This is a genomic window from Amorphus sp. 3PC139-8 (assembly GCF_040750475.1).
Classification (GTDB): Bacteria; Pseudomonadota; Alphaproteobacteria; order Rhizobiales; family Amorphaceae; genus Amorphus.
Genome location: NZ_JABJVY010000002.1, coordinates 15,016 through 30,377, shown reverse-complemented (window position 1 = coordinate 30,377; position 15,362 = coordinate 15,016). Strand labels below are relative to the sequence as shown.

The window sequence follows — 15,362 nt, the reverse complement described above, 5'->3', positions numbered from 1 at the left end:
CTTTTTCGCGGGCGCGACATCAGTCAACGGGGGTTTGCGTTTCACATGGTCCGAAGAGCCACTCGCCGCCGAACGTCTGCGGCCTTCACGCTTGCGCTCTGCTTCTGCACGGCCGCCCAGGCGCTCGTCGCCGCGCCCGATGCCCGGGCCCAGCAATCCGCCCAAGCGATTGCGATCCCGGCGGGCAGCCTATCGGCAGGGCTCAACAGGCTGGCGATGCAGACTGGAGTCCATCTGGGCTTCGACACCGCGCACGTTGGCGGCAAGCGAACGAAAGGGCTCTCGGGCACCTACACGCTGGAAGAGGCGCTCGATCGGCTTCTCGCCGGAACGGGGCTGCGATACCAGTTCGACGGACGAATCGTCACGATCGCAGGCGCGTTCGATGAAACGCCGGCCAGCGCCGGCCTGGATCCGACCGGCGCAGTCGTTCTCGACGAGATCAGCGTCAGCGGCAGCGGAGGCGTCATCCTCGCCGACGGATATGTCGGTCTGTCCAGTGCAACCGGGGCCAAGGTCGACACCCCCTTTGTCGAAACGCCGCAGTCGATCTCGTCCGTCACGGAGCAGCAGATCAAGGATCGCAATCCGCAATCCCTGCTCGACGCGATCTCCTACACCCCCGGCGCACGGGTGAACGCGTACGGGACGGATCCCCGGTTCGATTCGTTCTTCGTTCGCGGCTTCAACGTGTCCAACACTGGGGTCTTTCGAGACAACTTGCGCCAACCCGTGGCCGGCTACGGCTATTTCCTGACGGAACCTTACGGGCTGGAGGGCATCTCGATCCTGCGCGGACCCGCCTCCGCCCTCTATGGGGCAACGGGTGCGGGCGGTCTCTACAACGTCATCAGCAAACGGCCGACCAAAGTGCCTTTCCACGAAGTGCAACTGCAGCTCGGCACCGACAATCGCTATCAGGGCCAGTTCGATCTCTCCGGCCCGGTGAGCGGCAGCGATACGGTGTTCTATCGCCTCACGGGCCTCGGACGCTCGGCCGACACGGAGTTCGAGTCGGTCGCTGACGACCGTTACTTCTTCGCACCGGCGTTGACCTGGCAACCGGATGCAGCGACCAAGCTCACGCTGCTTGCCGAAGTCTCCCGTTCCGACACTGGCGGCAACCCGGCCTACTACAACGACTATTACGGCCACGTGAGTCCGTTCGAGGCGGGCGATCCCGCCTACGACGACATGACCCACGATCAGGCGCGGATCGGCTGGGAGTTCGAGCACGCGCTCAGCGACACCGTCACGGTCCGACAGAACGCACGCTACTCCACCCAAAGCATCAACACGGAGTATGTCTACACCTACAACGGCCCGCAGCACGCCCTGAACCCCGCCCTGATCGACCGGGGCAACGGACACGACAACCAACGCCTCGACGCGTTCGTCGTCGACAATCAGGTCCAGTTGGACGTGGCGACCGGGCCTGTGGAACACACGATGCTGTTCGGCCTCGATCTCTCCGCCACGTCCTATAGCGGGCTGACAGGGTCCGGCACGATCGCGCCGCTCAACACAGCTGCGCTCAACTATGGCGGCTACATCCCCTCTCCCGCCTATACGTCGCGTACCGACCAGGATCAGCTTCAGGTGGGCATCTACGCTCAGGATCAACTGCGCTACGGACCGTGGCTCCTGACGCTCACAGGTCGCCACGACTGGGTCCGGCTGTCCTCCGACTATACGGATCTCACCACGGGCGACGTCGAGGATCTCGACCAGGACGACGGCGAGTATTCGTTCCGTGCCGGCTTGACCTACCTCACGCCATTCGGGCTTGCGCCCTATGTGAGCTATTCGACCGCCTTCTCGCCGAACATCGGATGGAACACCACGACGAACGCGCCCTTCGAACCAACCACGAGCGTGCAGGAAGAGGTTGGCGTCAAATATCTGATGTCCGACTACAACGTCATGATGAGTGCGGCCTTCTTCAACATCGACCAGGAGAACGGCCTGTTCTACGAGGTCATCAACGGCGTCAACACGCAGGTCCAGCGCGGGAAGTTGCAGAGCCGCGGCGTGGAGCTGGAGGCGACCGCGAGCCTGGGCAACGGCCTCTCGTTCACCGGCTCCTACAGCTATACGCAGTTGAAGATCATCGAGGGCCCGGCCGATACCATCGACAACTACGTCTCCAGCGTCCCCGAGCACATGGCCGCGCTGTGGGCGGACTATACCCTGCCCCTCGACACCCCGTTTGCGGGTCTCAGCCTCGGAGCCGGCGTTCGCTATATCGGAAAGAGTTACGGCGACGATACCAACACGCTGGTCAACGAGCCTCGCACGCTCGTCGACGCGGCCGCGCGCTACGACTTCGGAGAAGTCGATCCGAAGCTCGACGGACTGCAGCTGCAGGTCAACGCGACCAACCTCTTCGACGTTCGCGACACCACGTGCACGGGAGGCTACTGCTATCTCGACCCGGGCCGTACGGTGATCGGCTCGCTGGTCTATCGGTGGTGACGGTGTCCGCCATGGGAATGCGTGGAAGCGCCTTTCATCAGGTCGAGCTCGTCGCACGGCGTAACCTGTCGGCCGGCATGGTGCGGCTCACCTTGTCCGGCGACCTTTCGGCGTTCCGTGCGACGGGGGTGAGCGACGAATATTTGAGGCTCTTCTTCCCCTGCGAAGAAACCGGCGAGGTCGTCCTGCCAATCATCGACGCGGAGGGCCGCTGGAGCTATCGCACAGACAAGCCGCCGGTTCGCTGCGCGACCTACACGGTGCGGCGGTTCGATCCGACCGTCCACGAGATCGACATCGACTTCGTCATACATGAGGGCGGGCTCGCCAGCGAATGGGCCCAGTGCGCCGATATCGGCAGCCCAATGATCATCAACAATCCCCGCGGCCTCTACGCGCCCCCCGCGGGGACCCGGCATCAGCTCCTCCTGGCCGATGCCACCGGGCTGCCGGCGCTTTCGCGCATTCTCGAGGAGACGCCTTCGGACGTCCGTTCGGAGATATTCGTCGAGGTCGAGGGGCCGGACCATAAGATCGAGCTTCCCGCGCATCCCGGGGCCGAGGTCACCTGGAACTGTGGCGAGTGCCGCCGATCGACGGCGGCTATGCTCGACTACGTTCGCACCCGTCGCGGCCCGGACATACCGGACTATGTGTGGGCCGCCGGCGAACAGAGGCCGATCCGGGCGCTCCGCAAGCACGTGCGATCCGTCTTCAAGCTGCCGACCGACCGGCACAAGCTCGTGGCGTATTGGATCGACGATCCCACCCGCATGCGACGACCGGCGACGGCGGCGCAAAGAAGCGGCACCGAAATGGCCGCATCGTCCGCTTGATACGGCCGATCTCGTTCGCGGGGCGAGCGGCGTCGACTGGGCGGGCGGAACTGGCCATGGCCATCGTCGCCCTTGCGCTGGTCGTGGTGCTGAGCCTCGCAATCGGCTCGCGGCAGATCAGCCTGCCGGAACTGTTCGCCGGCCTCTGGGCGGGCGAAGGACCCGATCGCGCCGTGCTTCTGGATCTCAGGTTGCCGAGAACGCTGCTGGGCATTCTCGCGGGGGCGGGCCTCGCTGTCGCCGGAGTGGTGATGCAGGCGACCACCCGCAATCCCCTCGCCGATCCCGGCCTTCTCGGGGTGAATGCCGGCGCCGTTTTCGCCGTCGTCGCCGGGATCGCCCTGTTCGGCCAGACAGGGATCCAGAGCCAGATCTGGCTCGCGCTTCTCGGCGCGGGCGTGGCGTCGGCCGCCGTCTATGCGGTCGGGTCCGTCGGCGGCACGCGGGCCACACCCCTCCGTCTCACGCTGGGCGGCGTCGCCCTCGGCGCCGTTCTCGGTGGCGCAGCCCGCACGATCATGCTGCTCGATCCGAGCGGTTTCGACTTTGCACGCCACTGGATGACAGGTGCCATCGCCGTCGTCGGATACGAGGTGCCGCTTTCGATTGCTCCCTTCGCTGCGGCCGGGTTCGTCGTAGCTCTCGCCGTGAGCCGGTCGCTCGACGCCCTGGCGTTGGGCGACGACCTCGCGCGCTCCCTCGGGCTGCGTCTTGCGACCACGCGCGTCCTGTCGATCGCCTCGATCGCCCTGCTCGCCGGTTCGGCGACGGCAGCTGTCGGACCGGTCGGCTTCGTGGGGTTGATCGTGTCCCACATCGCCCGGCAGATCGCAGGGTCCAGCCAACGCCGGATCCTCGCCTTCGCCGCACTGCTCGGCCCGACCCTCGTGCTTCTCGCCGATATCGTGGGGCGCGTCGTGGCGTGGCCGGAAGAGCTGCCGGCGAGCATCGTCACCGCAGTGGTCGGCGGACCGGTGCTCATCCTGCTCGCCCGGCGGCTTGCCGCTCAAGGACAATAGCCATGGGCGCCATCGACCCAATCGACTTCGGTCGGCCAATGCTGCGGCTGCGCGTGTTCAGCGGACGGTTCGCACAGCGGATCGACCTGCGAGCGGTTGGATGGAGCCTTGCGATCCTGGCTGCCGCACTGGCCGTCGCAGGCGCCGGCCTCCTCAGCGGTGCCTACCCGATCACGGCCGACGACCTCGCCAACCTCATAGGCGGCACGGCCGACGAGCGGGTGCATATGGTGGTACTCGAATGGCGCCTGCCGCGGATCGCGGCCGCCCTTTTCCTCGGAGCGTCGCTGGGTGCCAGCGGCGCGATCTTCCAGTCTCTGACCCGCAATCCCCTCGGCAGCCCAGATGTGGTGGGCTTCGACGCCGGCGCCTACGCCGGGGCATTGGCCGCAATGCTCCTCCTCGGCGCCGGGCCCGCCCTGGTAGGGGGCTGCGCCTTTCTCGGCGGGCTGGCGACCGCCGCCTGCGTCTATCTCCTCTCCCGCGGGACCGGCGGAGTTGGCCTCATCGTCATCGGGATTGCGGTCGGCGCTATCCTCGCCTCGCTCAATACCTGGATGCTGGCCGGCGCGCGGCTCGAGGTCGCCGCTTCGGCCGCGTTCTGGGGCGCCGGCTCCCTGAACGGCATCGATACGGCGGCACTCGGCGCAACGGCAGCGCTCGAAGCGGTTCTGCTCGCCTGGGCGCTGGCCCTGTCGCGATCGATGCGGCAACTGGAACTCGGCGACGACCTGGCCTGCGCAAGCGGCGTTCGGACCGAACGGACGAGGCTCCTCCTGGTCTTCGTCGGAGTGGGGCTCACCGCGCTCGTGACGGCAACCGCAGGTCCGATCAGCTTCGTCGCCCTCGCAGCCCCCCAGCTTGCACGGCGCTTCACCGGCTCCCCCCACCTGTCCATCGCATCGGCCGCCGCGATGGGAGGGCTCCTGCTTGCGGCGGCGGACTATACGGCCCACCACGCCTTCGCGCCGACCCAGCTTCCCGCCGGCCTGATCACGTTGCCGCTCGGCGGGCTCTATTTCGTTTGGCTGCTTCTGCGCGAAACCGGGCGGTAGGCGGCATGGTGGACCAATCGACCCCTTCCAGCCTTGCCGCGCGCGACGCTGCATTCGGCTACGGTGACAAGACAGTCGTCGACCGGCTCGACCTCGCCATTCCAGCCCGCTCTCTGACCGTCATCGTCGGCGCCAATGCGTCGGGCAAGTCGACCGCCCTGCGCGGGCTCGCGAGGCTGTTGAAGCCGCAGCGCGGAACGGTCGTGCTCGACGGCCGCTCGATCGCAGACCTTCCGACCAGAGACGTCGCCAGGCGGCTCGGCCTGTTGCCGCAGATGCCGATCTCCCCGGACGGAATCCGGGTGGCCGATCTGGTCGCTCGCGGGCGCCATCCGCACCAGTCGCTCCTCCGCCAATGGACATCGTCGGACGAGCGAGCTGTCGTACGCGCGATGGATGCCACCGACGTTGCCAACCTGTCGCACCGTAGAATGGACGAGCTCTCCGGCGGCCAGCGCCAGCGTGTCTGGCTTGCAATGGTGCTCGCTCAGGAGACGGAGTTCCTGCTGCTGGACGAGCCGACCAGCTTCCTCGACATCGCGCACCAGATCGAGCTCATGGAGCTGCTTGCCGTCCTCAACAGCAACGAAGGCCGAACGATCGTCGCCGTCCTCCACGACCTCAACCAGGCCTGCCGCTATGCCACGCATCTGGTGGCCATGTGCGAGGGACGAATCGTGGCCAAGGGCGCTCCGCGCGAGATCGTCACGGCGGATCTGGTGGAACGCGTCTTCGGCCTCTCCTGCGTGATTCTCGAGGATCCTATTTCCCACAGCCCCCTAATCGTCCCTGGGACGCCGTCGGCCCGCGTCGAAGCACGGGCACGGGGGCGGCGATGATTGCGCACGCCCTTCGTTCGCTGCTTCTTCTTGCGGGTCTCGCCGTCGCCGTTTGCGTCCTCGCGTTTCCGGCACGGGCGGATGGGTTTCCCGTGAGGATCCGGCATGCGCTGGGCGAAACGACCATTCCGCAGCCGCCGAAGCGGATCGTCGCGCTCGGCTACACCGACCAGGATTTCCTGTACGCGCTCGGTCACGCACCCGTCGGCGTGAGAGAATGGTGGGGTCGCCAGCCGTTCGCCACATGGCCCTGGGCCGAGGACGAGCGCCGGGCCCTCGGCGCGGAGCCGGCGGTCCTGCGTGGCCCGGCAATCGACGTGGAATGGGTGCTCGCGCTTGAACCGGATCTGATCGTGTCCGCCTACGGAGCCCTCGATCGGCCAACCTACGAAAAGCTCTCCCGGATCGCTCCCGTCATCGCCGCGCCGGCCGGATATCCCGCCTGGGGGGCGCCCTGGCAGGCCCGACTGCGGCTCCTCGACCAGGCGACCTCGGGCGGAACGGCCGAGACGGACACGATTGTTCGCAGCATCGAAGCGAAATTCGCAGAGATCCGGCGCCGTCACCCCGAGTTTGCGGGAAAAAGCGCGGCGGTTGCCGACCTCAGATCGGGTCAGTTCACGCTGTGGGGCAGCCACACACCGGCCGTCCGATTCCTGAGGGAGCTCGGCTTCCGCTTTCCCGCCGATCTAGAGGCCCGAGCCGATGCGGCCGGTTGGATCCGGCTCAGCCTCGAGCAGGCGCCGCTTCTCGACGTCGACATGCTCCTGTGGCCGAACGGCAAGCGAAAAGAGGTGGAGAAGATGGATCTCTACCGCACGCTGAAGGTGCACCTGGAGGATCGCTCCGTCTGGATCGACGATCCCGCTTTGAGCGCGGCCATCTGGTTCCAGACCCCCCTGTCCATCGAGTTCGTGCTGGAGCAACTCCCCGGCCGCATGGGGGAAGCTGTTGAGTGAGCCCCCCTCCCTCGACCCGGTAGAAAGAGCTTCAATTCCGATGCGCGCGACGCCAGGCGGCGGGCGTGGTGCCGGCAACCCGGCGGAAAACTCGAGTGAAGTGCGCCTGATCGGAGAAGCCCGCCATCAAAGCGATCTCCGTGAGCGGAAGGTCATTTTGCCGAAGAAGCTCCTGGACCTTCCGGATCCGCGCCGTCATGTGCCACTGGTAGGGTGGCATGCCAGTCGCCGCTTTGAACGCCCGGCTGAAATAGGATTGCGACAGCTCCGTCAGGGCGGCGAGTTCCTGAAGGCGAATGTTGCGAAGGGCGTTCGCCTCCATGAAGTCCTGCGCCCGCCGAAGCTGCCAATGGGCGAGCTTTGGTTGTGCGGAAGGCATCCTGCGGCCGAGCCGCATCAAATCGACGAACAGCGCCAAGGTAAGTCCGTCGCCGTAAAGGTCGTGATGGGCCTCGGGGCTCGTGCATTCGGCAGCGATCAGCTTGGCGAGGGCGAAAAGCCTCTCGTCGAAGAACATCAGGTTCGGCGTGTCCAAACGCTCCGCATCCAGCTCCTCGCCAAGCCGCTGGCTGAGCGTCGGCACATCGAAATGCAGGTCGAGATGACGTACCCGCCGGGGGCGCTCCGTCCGCGACCAAAGAGGAACGCCCGCCGGAACGTAGCTGATGTGGGTCGGACCGTCCGGCGGCGGAAGATCGGGCCCGCGCGGGCTGCTGCGCACGTTGAAGCCGGCGCCTTCATTCTCCAAAAGCACGAACAAACGAGCATTGCGGGAGACGTACTCGCCGCTGGCACCGGGCGCACAGGCGGCATGCCAAACATCGGCAATCACGCCATTCCAGCGTCGCCAGCACAAATCCTCCAGGACGGTGATTCCCTCGAGGGTCGACGTCATGCCCGGCTGAAACGTCATCGTGCAAACTCCGGCTGGTGCAGCGAGACGCTGCATCTGCATCCTTGCGCTGAAGCAAATGCATGCGAGCCGCCAAACGAAAGCGGCAGGATGCAGTGTCGCAATATCATCGCAAAACTATTCAATCCATGGCAGAAGTGAACAATCTGAATCGTTCGCGTATCGATATGACGTCTCCAACCCCGATCGATCGAACTTCGAGAATTTATATTTGAATAATTCTGAAATTTGATCGCGAGGTCTGTGGAAATACGGAGGCGTTCATGCATTTGAAAAGTCGGCTGCGGACTACAGTGGCGTGGAGCGTGGTGTCCATGTGCTTGGCTCCGGCGCTGGCGGTCGCCCAGTCCGCGGACAATTCGGCCGTCCGGCTCTCCACGATCAATGTCGAGGGGGCAACGGGCACGCGGGCGGCAACGGCGCCGGTGGAGGGCTATGTCGCCGATGTCACGCTGACCGGTTCGAAGACGGCGACACCGGTGCTCGAAATCCCCCAGTCGCTGTCGGTGATCACCGCCGACCAGATCGAGGCCCGCGCGGCAGAGAATCTCGGCGAGGCGCTGGACTACACCGCCGGCGTCTTCTCCGAACCGTTTGGAAACGATGCGCGCTTCGACACGCCGTACATTCGCGGCTTCTCAGCCGCCAACAGCCAGTTTCTCAACGGCCTCAAGATCATTCGCGAGCTCGGCGCGACCTCGATCGAGCCCTACGGAATGGAGCGCATCGAAGTGCTGCGCGGACCCTCCTCCGTCCTCTACGGACAGGGCAATCCCGGCGGCATGGTCAACCTGGTCAGCAAACGTCCGGTCTTCGAAGCGTTCGGCGAGATCAACGCCGAGGCACAGACCGACGACCGCTATACCGGCAGCTTCGACGTAGGGGGCCCGGTCGCTGGCCGCAGCGATCTCGCCTACCGGCTCACCGGCCTCGTCCGGAACGGCGGTACCCAGATGGACCATGTCGACGACGACCGGTATTTCCTGGCGCCGGCGCTCACCTGGGCCCCGTCCGCCGTTACCTCGCTGACGATAATGGCTAACATCCAGTACGACGTCTCCGACTCTCCGGTCGGTCTTCCGCTCGAATACACGCTGGAGACCACCAACGGCTACCGGGCACCACGCAGCCTCTATATCGGCGACCCGGACTTCGACAGCTCCGACCGCACGCTGGCGAGCATCGGCTATGAGTTCGAGCACACCTTCCAGAACGAGCTTACCTTCCGGCAGAACGCTCGCTATCTCTGGCTCGATTGGGACTATCAGAACCTCTACTACTCCGGTCTCAGCGCATCCGACCCATTCGTGGCGAACCGGGGGTCTTCATACAACACCGAAGATCTCGGCACCTTCACGATGGACAACCAGCTCCAGTACGGGTTCGCGACCGGACAGCTGACCCATGAGGTTCTGGCCGGTCTCGACATCCGGGCACACCGGGTCGACACGTTGACGGAGTTCGGCAACGCGCCGTCGATCGATCTGCGCAATCCGCAATACGGGCAGACGATCCCCGGCGGCGCTTGGTACAGCTCGGATGTGGACGGGACGCTGTCGCAGTTCGGCTTGTACGGTCAGGACCAAATTCGCCTCGACCGGTGGCTGCTGACGCTTGGATTGCGTCACGATTGGACGCGGATCGATTCCACGACGACCTCCGGCGCCACTGAAACCCGCCAGCTCCAATCCGACAGCGCCTTCTCCACACGGGCGGGCCTCAGCTACGAGTTCGACATTGGGCTCGCACCCTATGTTAGCTATGCGACTTCGTTCGAACCGGTGATCGGCAACATGCCAGTCGCCCTCGGCGGTGCACCGTTCGACCCCTCGACCGGCGAGCAGTACGAGGTCGGCATCAAGTACGAGCCGACCTTCTTCAACGGCCTGTTCACGGCCGCCGCCTACGATCTGAAGCAGAAGAACGTGACCTCGTCTGAGGTGATCAACGGTGTCAGCCAGACCGTCCAGAACGGTGAGGTCCACGTTCAGGGTGTCGAACTCTCCGGCACCGCGAGCCTGGCGCAGGGGCTCAACCTGCTCGTCAACTACACCTATACCGATGCGGAGATCACGGAGGGCGACAACGCCGGCAACCGTCCAGCGAACGTGCCCGAGCACATGGCCAACGCCTGGCTCGACTACACGGTCCAGACCGGAAAGTTGGAAGGTCTCGGCTTCGGCGGTGGTGTGCGATTTGTGGGCAGCCGCTACGATCTGGACTCCAACGCCAATCTGTTGCCGTCGAACACGTTGTTCGACGCCGCCCTTCACTATGAGCGGGGCAACTTCAAGGGATCCCTCAATATCAACAACATCACCGATGAGACCTTCGTCGCGACCTGCACCTCGTTCGGCTGCTACTACGGCGATGGCCGGACGATCATCGGGCGCCTGACCTACGAATGGTGACACGGACGCGGCCCGCGTTTCGGGCCGTTCCCGATGGAAGGAGATCCCGGCTCATGTCGACGCGGCGTAGCGGTAGCCGGATGACGGGCCCTGCTATCGGACCAATGTCGCGGCGAGCGTTCCTGGGCGGAGCCATGGCATGTGCCTCGGCTGGCTTCGCCCGAGCCAATGAGCCGCGGATCGCGACGATCGACTGGGCGGTGCTGGAAACCCTTCTGGCGATCGGGATCGTTCCCGTCGCCGCGGCGGAATTGATCCTGTTTCGACGCGTGTCGGTCGAGCCTATGGTCCCGGAGAGGGTCGCGGACATAGGCCTGCGCGGTAGCCCGAACTACGAGGCGCTGATGCTGGCCTCTCCGGATCTGATTTTCTCGTCCAACTACTACACCTGGGCCGAGCCGAAGCTGCGACTGGTGGCTCCGGTCGAAAGCGTTTCGGTCTACGACCTCGACATCTCGCCCTTCGAGGCTGCGGAACGCGCCGCGCTGACGATCGGGGCAGGCACGGGCCGCCGGAGCGCCGGCCAGGCACTCGTCGATGAGACGCACGCGCACATCGCGCGGCTGCGGGACCGGCTTGCCGGGTATTCGGGCGAACCCGTTATTCCGATCAATCTGGGGGATCCACGCCATTTTCGCGTCTTCGGTGCCGATTCCATGTTTGGCGGCGTGATCGAACGGCTCGGACTGACCAACGCCTGGCGGCAGCGCACCCGGTACTCAGCGACGGCTCCCGTCGGGCTGGAGGCGCTCGCCGGCATCGAGAACGCCTGGATCGTGGTGATCCCGCCGATCCCGCCCGATGCGCGTCGAATCCTATCCGAAAGTGCATTCTGGACGGCTCTGCCGAGCGTCCGAGACGGACGGGTGCTGACGTTGGCGCCGATCAATCCATTCGGCGCCTTGCCCGCCGCATTGCGGTTTGCCGAATTGCTCGCCAATGCGCTTACCGATCTCGGCCGGGAGCGCGGACTTGGCTGAGCTTGCGTTGAGGCGTCCGGCGCCGACGACCACGGCGACCATGTGGGGACTGCTGGCGCTCATCGCAGCCGCCTTCTTCGCACTCACCGTTGCCGACCGACCGACACTGCCGGGCCCCCCTTCCACGAGCCAAACCCTGGACCAAATCCTGCTTTGGCAGAGTATTGTGCCAAGAGCGGCGACCGCGCTTCTCGCCGGGGCGGCCCTCGGCCTCGCCGGTGCGCTGCTGCAGCGCGTGCTGCGCAATCCGATCGCCGATCCGTCCACGCTCGGGATTGCCTCGGGTGCCCAACTTGCCTTGACTGCCGCAACGGTCTGGGGATCCGTCCTTGCCGCCGTCCCCCGCGAACTGATCGCTTTCGCCGGAGGACTGGCTGCCGTTGGACTCGTGCTCGTGATCGGCTGGAAGCGCGGCCTCGAGCCGGTGATGGTTGTCCTATCCGGAATGACCATCTCGCTGATGGCGTCCGCATTCAGCGCCGCGCTGGTGCTCGCGAACGGCGACTATGTGCTGTCGCTGTTCGTCTGGGGCGCAGGCTCGCTGCAGCAGCAGAGCTGGGACGCAGCTATCACGCTCGCCGTCCGCCTCGTGTTGGGGTTGGGCGCCGCGTTGCTGCTCCTGCGGCCGCTGGCGCTGCTCGCCCTCGACGACGCGAGCGCGCGCAGCCTGGGACTCGCGATCACCGGTACCCGCCTGGTGCTGATCGCCCTCGCCGTCTGGTTGGCGGCAAGCGTCACCGCCGAGGTTGGCATCATCGGCTTTGTCGGTCTCGCCGCCCCTGCGCTCGCCCGCCTGAGCGGTGCCCGCTCGCCACGCCAGATGCTCGCGGCCGCACCGGTTATCGGTGCGCTCACCCTGTGGCTTGCCGATGGAATGGTGCAGGTTGCCAGCATCAGCGATGGCGAACTGATGCCGACCGGCGCGGCGACGGGCCTGCTCGGCGGACCGTTGCTATTGTGGCTTCTCCCCCGGCTGAGGGTCGACGACCGACCCATCGGTGCCCAAATGCAGGTCTCGGTTCGTCGCCGGAGGGCGCCCTGGCAAACGATTGGGTGGCTGGCGTTTGCCGCCGTTCCGCTGGTTCTCCTGTCTCTCAGTTTCGGCCGCGACTACGGCGGCTGGCAGCTTGCCCATGGCCAGCTCTTTGCCGACCTACTGCCGTTCCGGGCACCGCGTATGCTGGCGGCAGCCGCGGCGGGCGCCCTCCTCGCCGCCGCGGGAACGCTGATGCAACGACTGACCGGAAATCCGCTCGCCGGGCCGGAGGTACTCGGCGTCGGCGCCGGGGCTGGCGTCGGGCTTGCCGCCGTCCTTCTGCTAACCGCCTCCCCCGGCTTGACGATGATGATGGCGGGATGCACGGCCGGCGCGATCGCCGCAGTGCTTGCCATTCTGGCCATATCCGCATCCGTCGGCTTGCGGCCCGAGCACCTGCTTCTCGCCGGCATTGCCATCGGAGCGCTCAGCCTGGCGATCCTGAGCGCCGTGTTCGCGACCGGGGCGCCGAACGTTTTCATACTGCTCACCTGGATGTCCGGCTCGACGGACCGCTTCGGGATCGGGCCGGCAGCGGCTGCGCTCGCAGCGGCAGTCGCCTTCATCGCGCCGCTGACGCTGGCTGGCAGGTGGCTCGACATCCTGCCGCTCGGCGACGACGTCGGCCGATCGCTCGGTCTTGCCGTACGCACGAGCCGGATTACCCTCGCCTTCGCCGCCGCTCTGATGGCGGCGATCGCCTCGCTCATCGTCGGCCCTCTCAGCCTGGTCGGACTCATCGGACCGCATTTGGCCCGCCTGTCCGGCTTTGCCCGCGGCACGCACCAACTCGTCGCATCGGCATTGATCGGTGCCGAACTCATGATCCTCGTCGACTGGCTTGGACGAACGATTGCGTTCCCCTATCAGATCCCGGCCGGTCTGCTCGCCGCCGTGGTCGGTGGGTCCTATCTAATCTGGCTCCTGCGTCGCACCGGCGGGTGACGAAAACGGTTCGCCGCCGAGCAAAGCCCGCAAGAAAACGATCCTGGATTTTCAATGGACGTCATCAAACAGTTCTTCGCCTACTACCTGCCCTACAAGCGGCTGTTTTTGCTCGATTTCTCCTGCGCGGTGCTGTCCGGGCTGCTGGAGCTGGGCTTTCCGATGGCCGTGATGATGTTCGTCGATCATCTGCTGCCTGCCGGCGATTGGGGCGTGATCGTGCTGGCAGCCCTCGGACTGCTGTCCGTCTACATTCTGAACACGGGGCTGATGTCGGTGGTTACCTATTGGGGCCATATGCTCGGCATCAACATCGAGACCGAGATGCGCCGGCGCGCCTTCGACCATCTGCAGAAGCTCTCCTTCTCCTTCTACGACAACCAGAAGACCGGCCATCTGGTCGGCAAGGTCACCAAAGACCTGGAAGAAGTAGGCGAGGTCGCCCATCACGGGCCGGAGGACGCCTTCATCGCGGTGATGACCTTCGTCGGCGCGTTCGTGCTAATGCTGACGATCAATACGCCGCTTGCGCTCGTCACCGGGGCGATCGTCCCGATCACGGCGTGGCTCACCACCCATTACGGCGCCCGCATGACGCAGAATTTCCGCAGCCTGTTCTCTCGGGTCGGCGCCTTCAACGCGCGGTTGGAAGAAAATGTCGGCGGCATGCGCGTCGTCCAGGCCTTCGCCAACGAGGACCATGAGCGCGCGCTCTTCGCCCACGACAATGCCTGCTACCGGGAGACCAAGCTTGCCGCCTATAAGATGATGGCCGCGTCGACCGCCATCAGCTATTTCGGCATGCGGCTGACACAGGTCGTGATCATGGTTGCCGGGACCTGGCTGGTCCTGCACGGGGACCTGACCAACGGCGGGTTCGTCAGTTTCCTGCTGCTGATCAACGTCTTCTTCCGTCCGATCGAGAAGATGGCCGCCATCATCGAGATCTATCCCAAGGGCATCGCCGGCTTCCGCTCCTATCTGGAGCTTCTGAAGACCGAGCCCGACATCGTCGACCATCCCTCCGCTGCCGCCTTTCCCGAGACCTTCCGGGAAATCCGCTATGAGAAGGTCGGCTTCGCCTACGCCAGCGGCGCGCCGGTTTTGACCGACATCGATCTGACCATCCGCTCCGGCGAGACGGTGGCGTTCGTGGGTCCCTCCGGTGCCGGCAAAACGACGATCTGCTCGCTGCTGCCCCGCTTCTACGAGCCGAGCGCCGGCCGCATCACGATCGACGGCACAGACATCCGGAACCTGCGGCTGCGCGACCTACGCAGCCAGATCGGCATCGTCCAGCAGGACGTGTTCCTGTTCGCCGGAACGATTCGGGACAACATTGCCTACGGTCGGCTCGGGGCCTCCGAGGACGATATACGACAAGCGGTGACCAAGGCGCGGCTGGACGACCTTGTGAACCAGCTTCCCGACGGGCTCGACACCATCATCGGCGAACGCGGCGTGAAGCTGTCCGGCGGCCAGAAACAGCGGCTCGCGATCGCCCGCATCTTCCTGAAGGATCCGCCGATCCTGATCCTCGACGAGGCCACATCGGCGCTCGACACGGAGACCGAGCGGGCAATCCAAGCCTCTCTTGCCGCTCTCGCCGAAGGTCGGACCACGCTGATGATTGCCCACCGCCTCGCCACGATCCGCGATGCCGATCGGATCGTCGTCGTCACGCGCGACGGCATCGCCGAGGAAGGCCGCCATCGCGACCTCCTTGGGGCCGACGGTCTCTATCGGCGGCTCCACGACACCCAATTCGCACATATGGAGAAAGCGCAGTAGGAGGCACCATTCGGTCGGCAAGCCGCCGCGTGCCCCCTACTCGAAGACGTAGTTTACGCTTTCGGAACATGATCGACAGCTAGATTTTAATATTAGATATTTC

General features: G+C 65.3%; 11 protein-coding genes. 10 read left to right on the top strand and 1 reads right to left on the bottom strand.

Annotated features, from left to right (window positions below; translation table 11 throughout):
• Positions 1–45: 45 nt before the first annotated feature.
• The 6 genes from HNS03_RS02525 to HNS03_RS02500 all read left to right on the top strand — a co-directional run bounded on the left by HNS03_RS02525 (position 46) and on the right by HNS03_RS02500 (position 7,183).
• A complete protein-coding gene (locus HNS03_RS02525) occupies positions 46–2,475 on the top strand; it encodes a TonB-dependent siderophore receptor (protein ID WP_367192851.1) in 2,430 nt (809 codons plus the stop codon).
• A gap of 11 nt (positions 2,476–2,486) precedes the next feature.
• Entirely contained in the window at positions 2,487–3,311 is an 825-nt protein-coding gene (locus HNS03_RS02520) for a siderophore-interacting protein (protein ID WP_367192849.1), read from the top strand.
• Positions 3,312–3,367: 56 nt separating this feature from the next.
• A complete protein-coding gene (locus tag HNS03_RS02515) occupies positions 3,368–4,330 on the top strand; it encodes a FecCD family ABC transporter permease (RefSeq protein ID WP_367192848.1) in 963 nt (320 codons plus the stop codon).
• A 2-nt stretch (positions 4,331–4,332) separates the two neighbouring features.
• Positions 4,333–5,385, top strand: coding sequence for a FecCD family ABC transporter permease (locus HNS03_RS02510; protein ID WP_367192847.1), 1,053 nt, complete (start codon positions 4,333–4,335; stop codon positions 5,383–5,385).
• Positions 5,386–5,390: 5 nt separating this feature from the next.
• A complete protein-coding gene (locus tag HNS03_RS02505; RefSeq protein WP_367192846.1) occupies positions 5,391–6,224 on the top strand; it encodes an ABC transporter ATP-binding protein in 834 nt (277 codons plus the stop codon).
• Positions 6,225–6,316: 92 nt separating this feature from the next.
• Entirely contained in the window at positions 6,317–7,183 is an 867-nt protein-coding gene (locus HNS03_RS02500; protein ID WP_367192844.1) for an ABC transporter substrate-binding protein, read from the top strand.
• A 31-nt stretch (positions 7,184–7,214) separates the two neighbouring features.
• On the opposite strand, the gene HNS03_RS02495 is transcribed toward HNS03_RS02500, so the two are convergent.
• Entirely contained in the window at positions 7,215–8,096 is an 882-nt protein-coding gene (locus tag HNS03_RS02495) for a helix-turn-helix domain-containing protein (RefSeq protein WP_367192842.1), read from the bottom strand.
• Between the two features lie 263 nt (positions 8,097–8,359).
• On the opposite strand from HNS03_RS02495, the gene HNS03_RS02490 reads away from it, so the two are divergent.
• From HNS03_RS02490 to HNS03_RS02475, 4 genes are all read left to right on the top strand, one after another.
• On the top strand, positions 8,360–10,507 hold the full coding sequence (locus HNS03_RS02490) for a TonB-dependent siderophore receptor (protein ID WP_367192841.1): 2,148 nt from the start codon (positions 8,360–8,362) through the stop codon (positions 10,505–10,507).
• Between the two features lie 134 nt (positions 10,508–10,641).
• Positions 10,642–11,487, top strand: a complete 846-nt coding sequence (locus HNS03_RS02485) for an iron-siderophore ABC transporter substrate-binding protein (protein WP_367192839.1) — start codon at positions 10,642–10,644, stop codon at positions 11,485–11,487.
• The gene (gene fhuB / locus HNS03_RS02480) at positions 11,480–13,468 is read left to right on the top strand and encodes a Fe(3+)-hydroxamate ABC transporter permease FhuB (protein WP_367192838.1); all 1,989 of its coding nucleotides are present in this window, start codon (positions 11,480–11,482) and stop codon (positions 13,466–13,468) included. The genes HNS03_RS02485 and fhuB overlap by 8 nt, the downstream gene beginning before the upstream one ends.
• A gap of 54 nt (positions 13,469–13,522) precedes the next feature.
• A complete protein-coding gene (locus tag HNS03_RS02475; RefSeq protein ID WP_367192836.1) occupies positions 13,523–15,259 on the top strand; it encodes an ABC transporter ATP-binding protein in 1,737 nt (578 codons plus the stop codon).
• Positions 15,260–15,362 lie beyond the last annotated feature (103 nt).

Bases quoted from the DNA above. Each gene is read 5' to 3' on its own strand.
- HNS03_RS02485 (WP_367192839.1), top strand. From the start codon at position 10,642: ATGGCATGTGCCTCGGCTGGCTTCGCCCGAGCCAATGAGCCGCGGATC.
- HNS03_RS02510 (WP_367192847.1), top strand. From the start codon at position 4,333: ATGGGCGCCATCGACCCAATCGACTTCGGTCGGCCAATGCTGCGGCTG.
- HNS03_RS02520 (WP_367192849.1), top strand. From the start codon at position 2,487: ATGGGAATGCGTGGAAGCGCCTTTCATCAGGTCGAGCTCGTCGCACGG.
- HNS03_RS02505 (WP_367192846.1), top strand. From the start codon at position 5,391: ATGGTGGACCAATCGACCCCTTCCAGCCTTGCCGCGCGCGACGCTGCA.
- HNS03_RS02490 (WP_367192841.1), top strand. From the start codon at position 8,360: ATGCATTTGAAAAGTCGGCTGCGGACTACAGTGGCGTGGAGCGTGGTG.
- HNS03_RS02515 (WP_367192848.1), top strand. From the start codon at position 3,368: ATGGCCATCGTCGCCCTTGCGCTGGTCGTGGTGCTGAGCCTCGCAATC.
- HNS03_RS02495 (WP_367192842.1), bottom strand. From the start codon at position 8,096: ATGACGTTTCAGCCGGGCATGACGTCGACCCTCGAGGGAATCACCGTC.
- HNS03_RS02525 (WP_367192851.1), top strand. From the start codon at position 46: ATGGTCCGAAGAGCCACTCGCCGCCGAACGTCTGCGGCCTTCACGCTT.
- HNS03_RS02475 (WP_367192836.1), top strand. From the start codon at position 13,523: ATGGACGTCATCAAACAGTTCTTCGCCTACTACCTGCCCTACAAGCGG.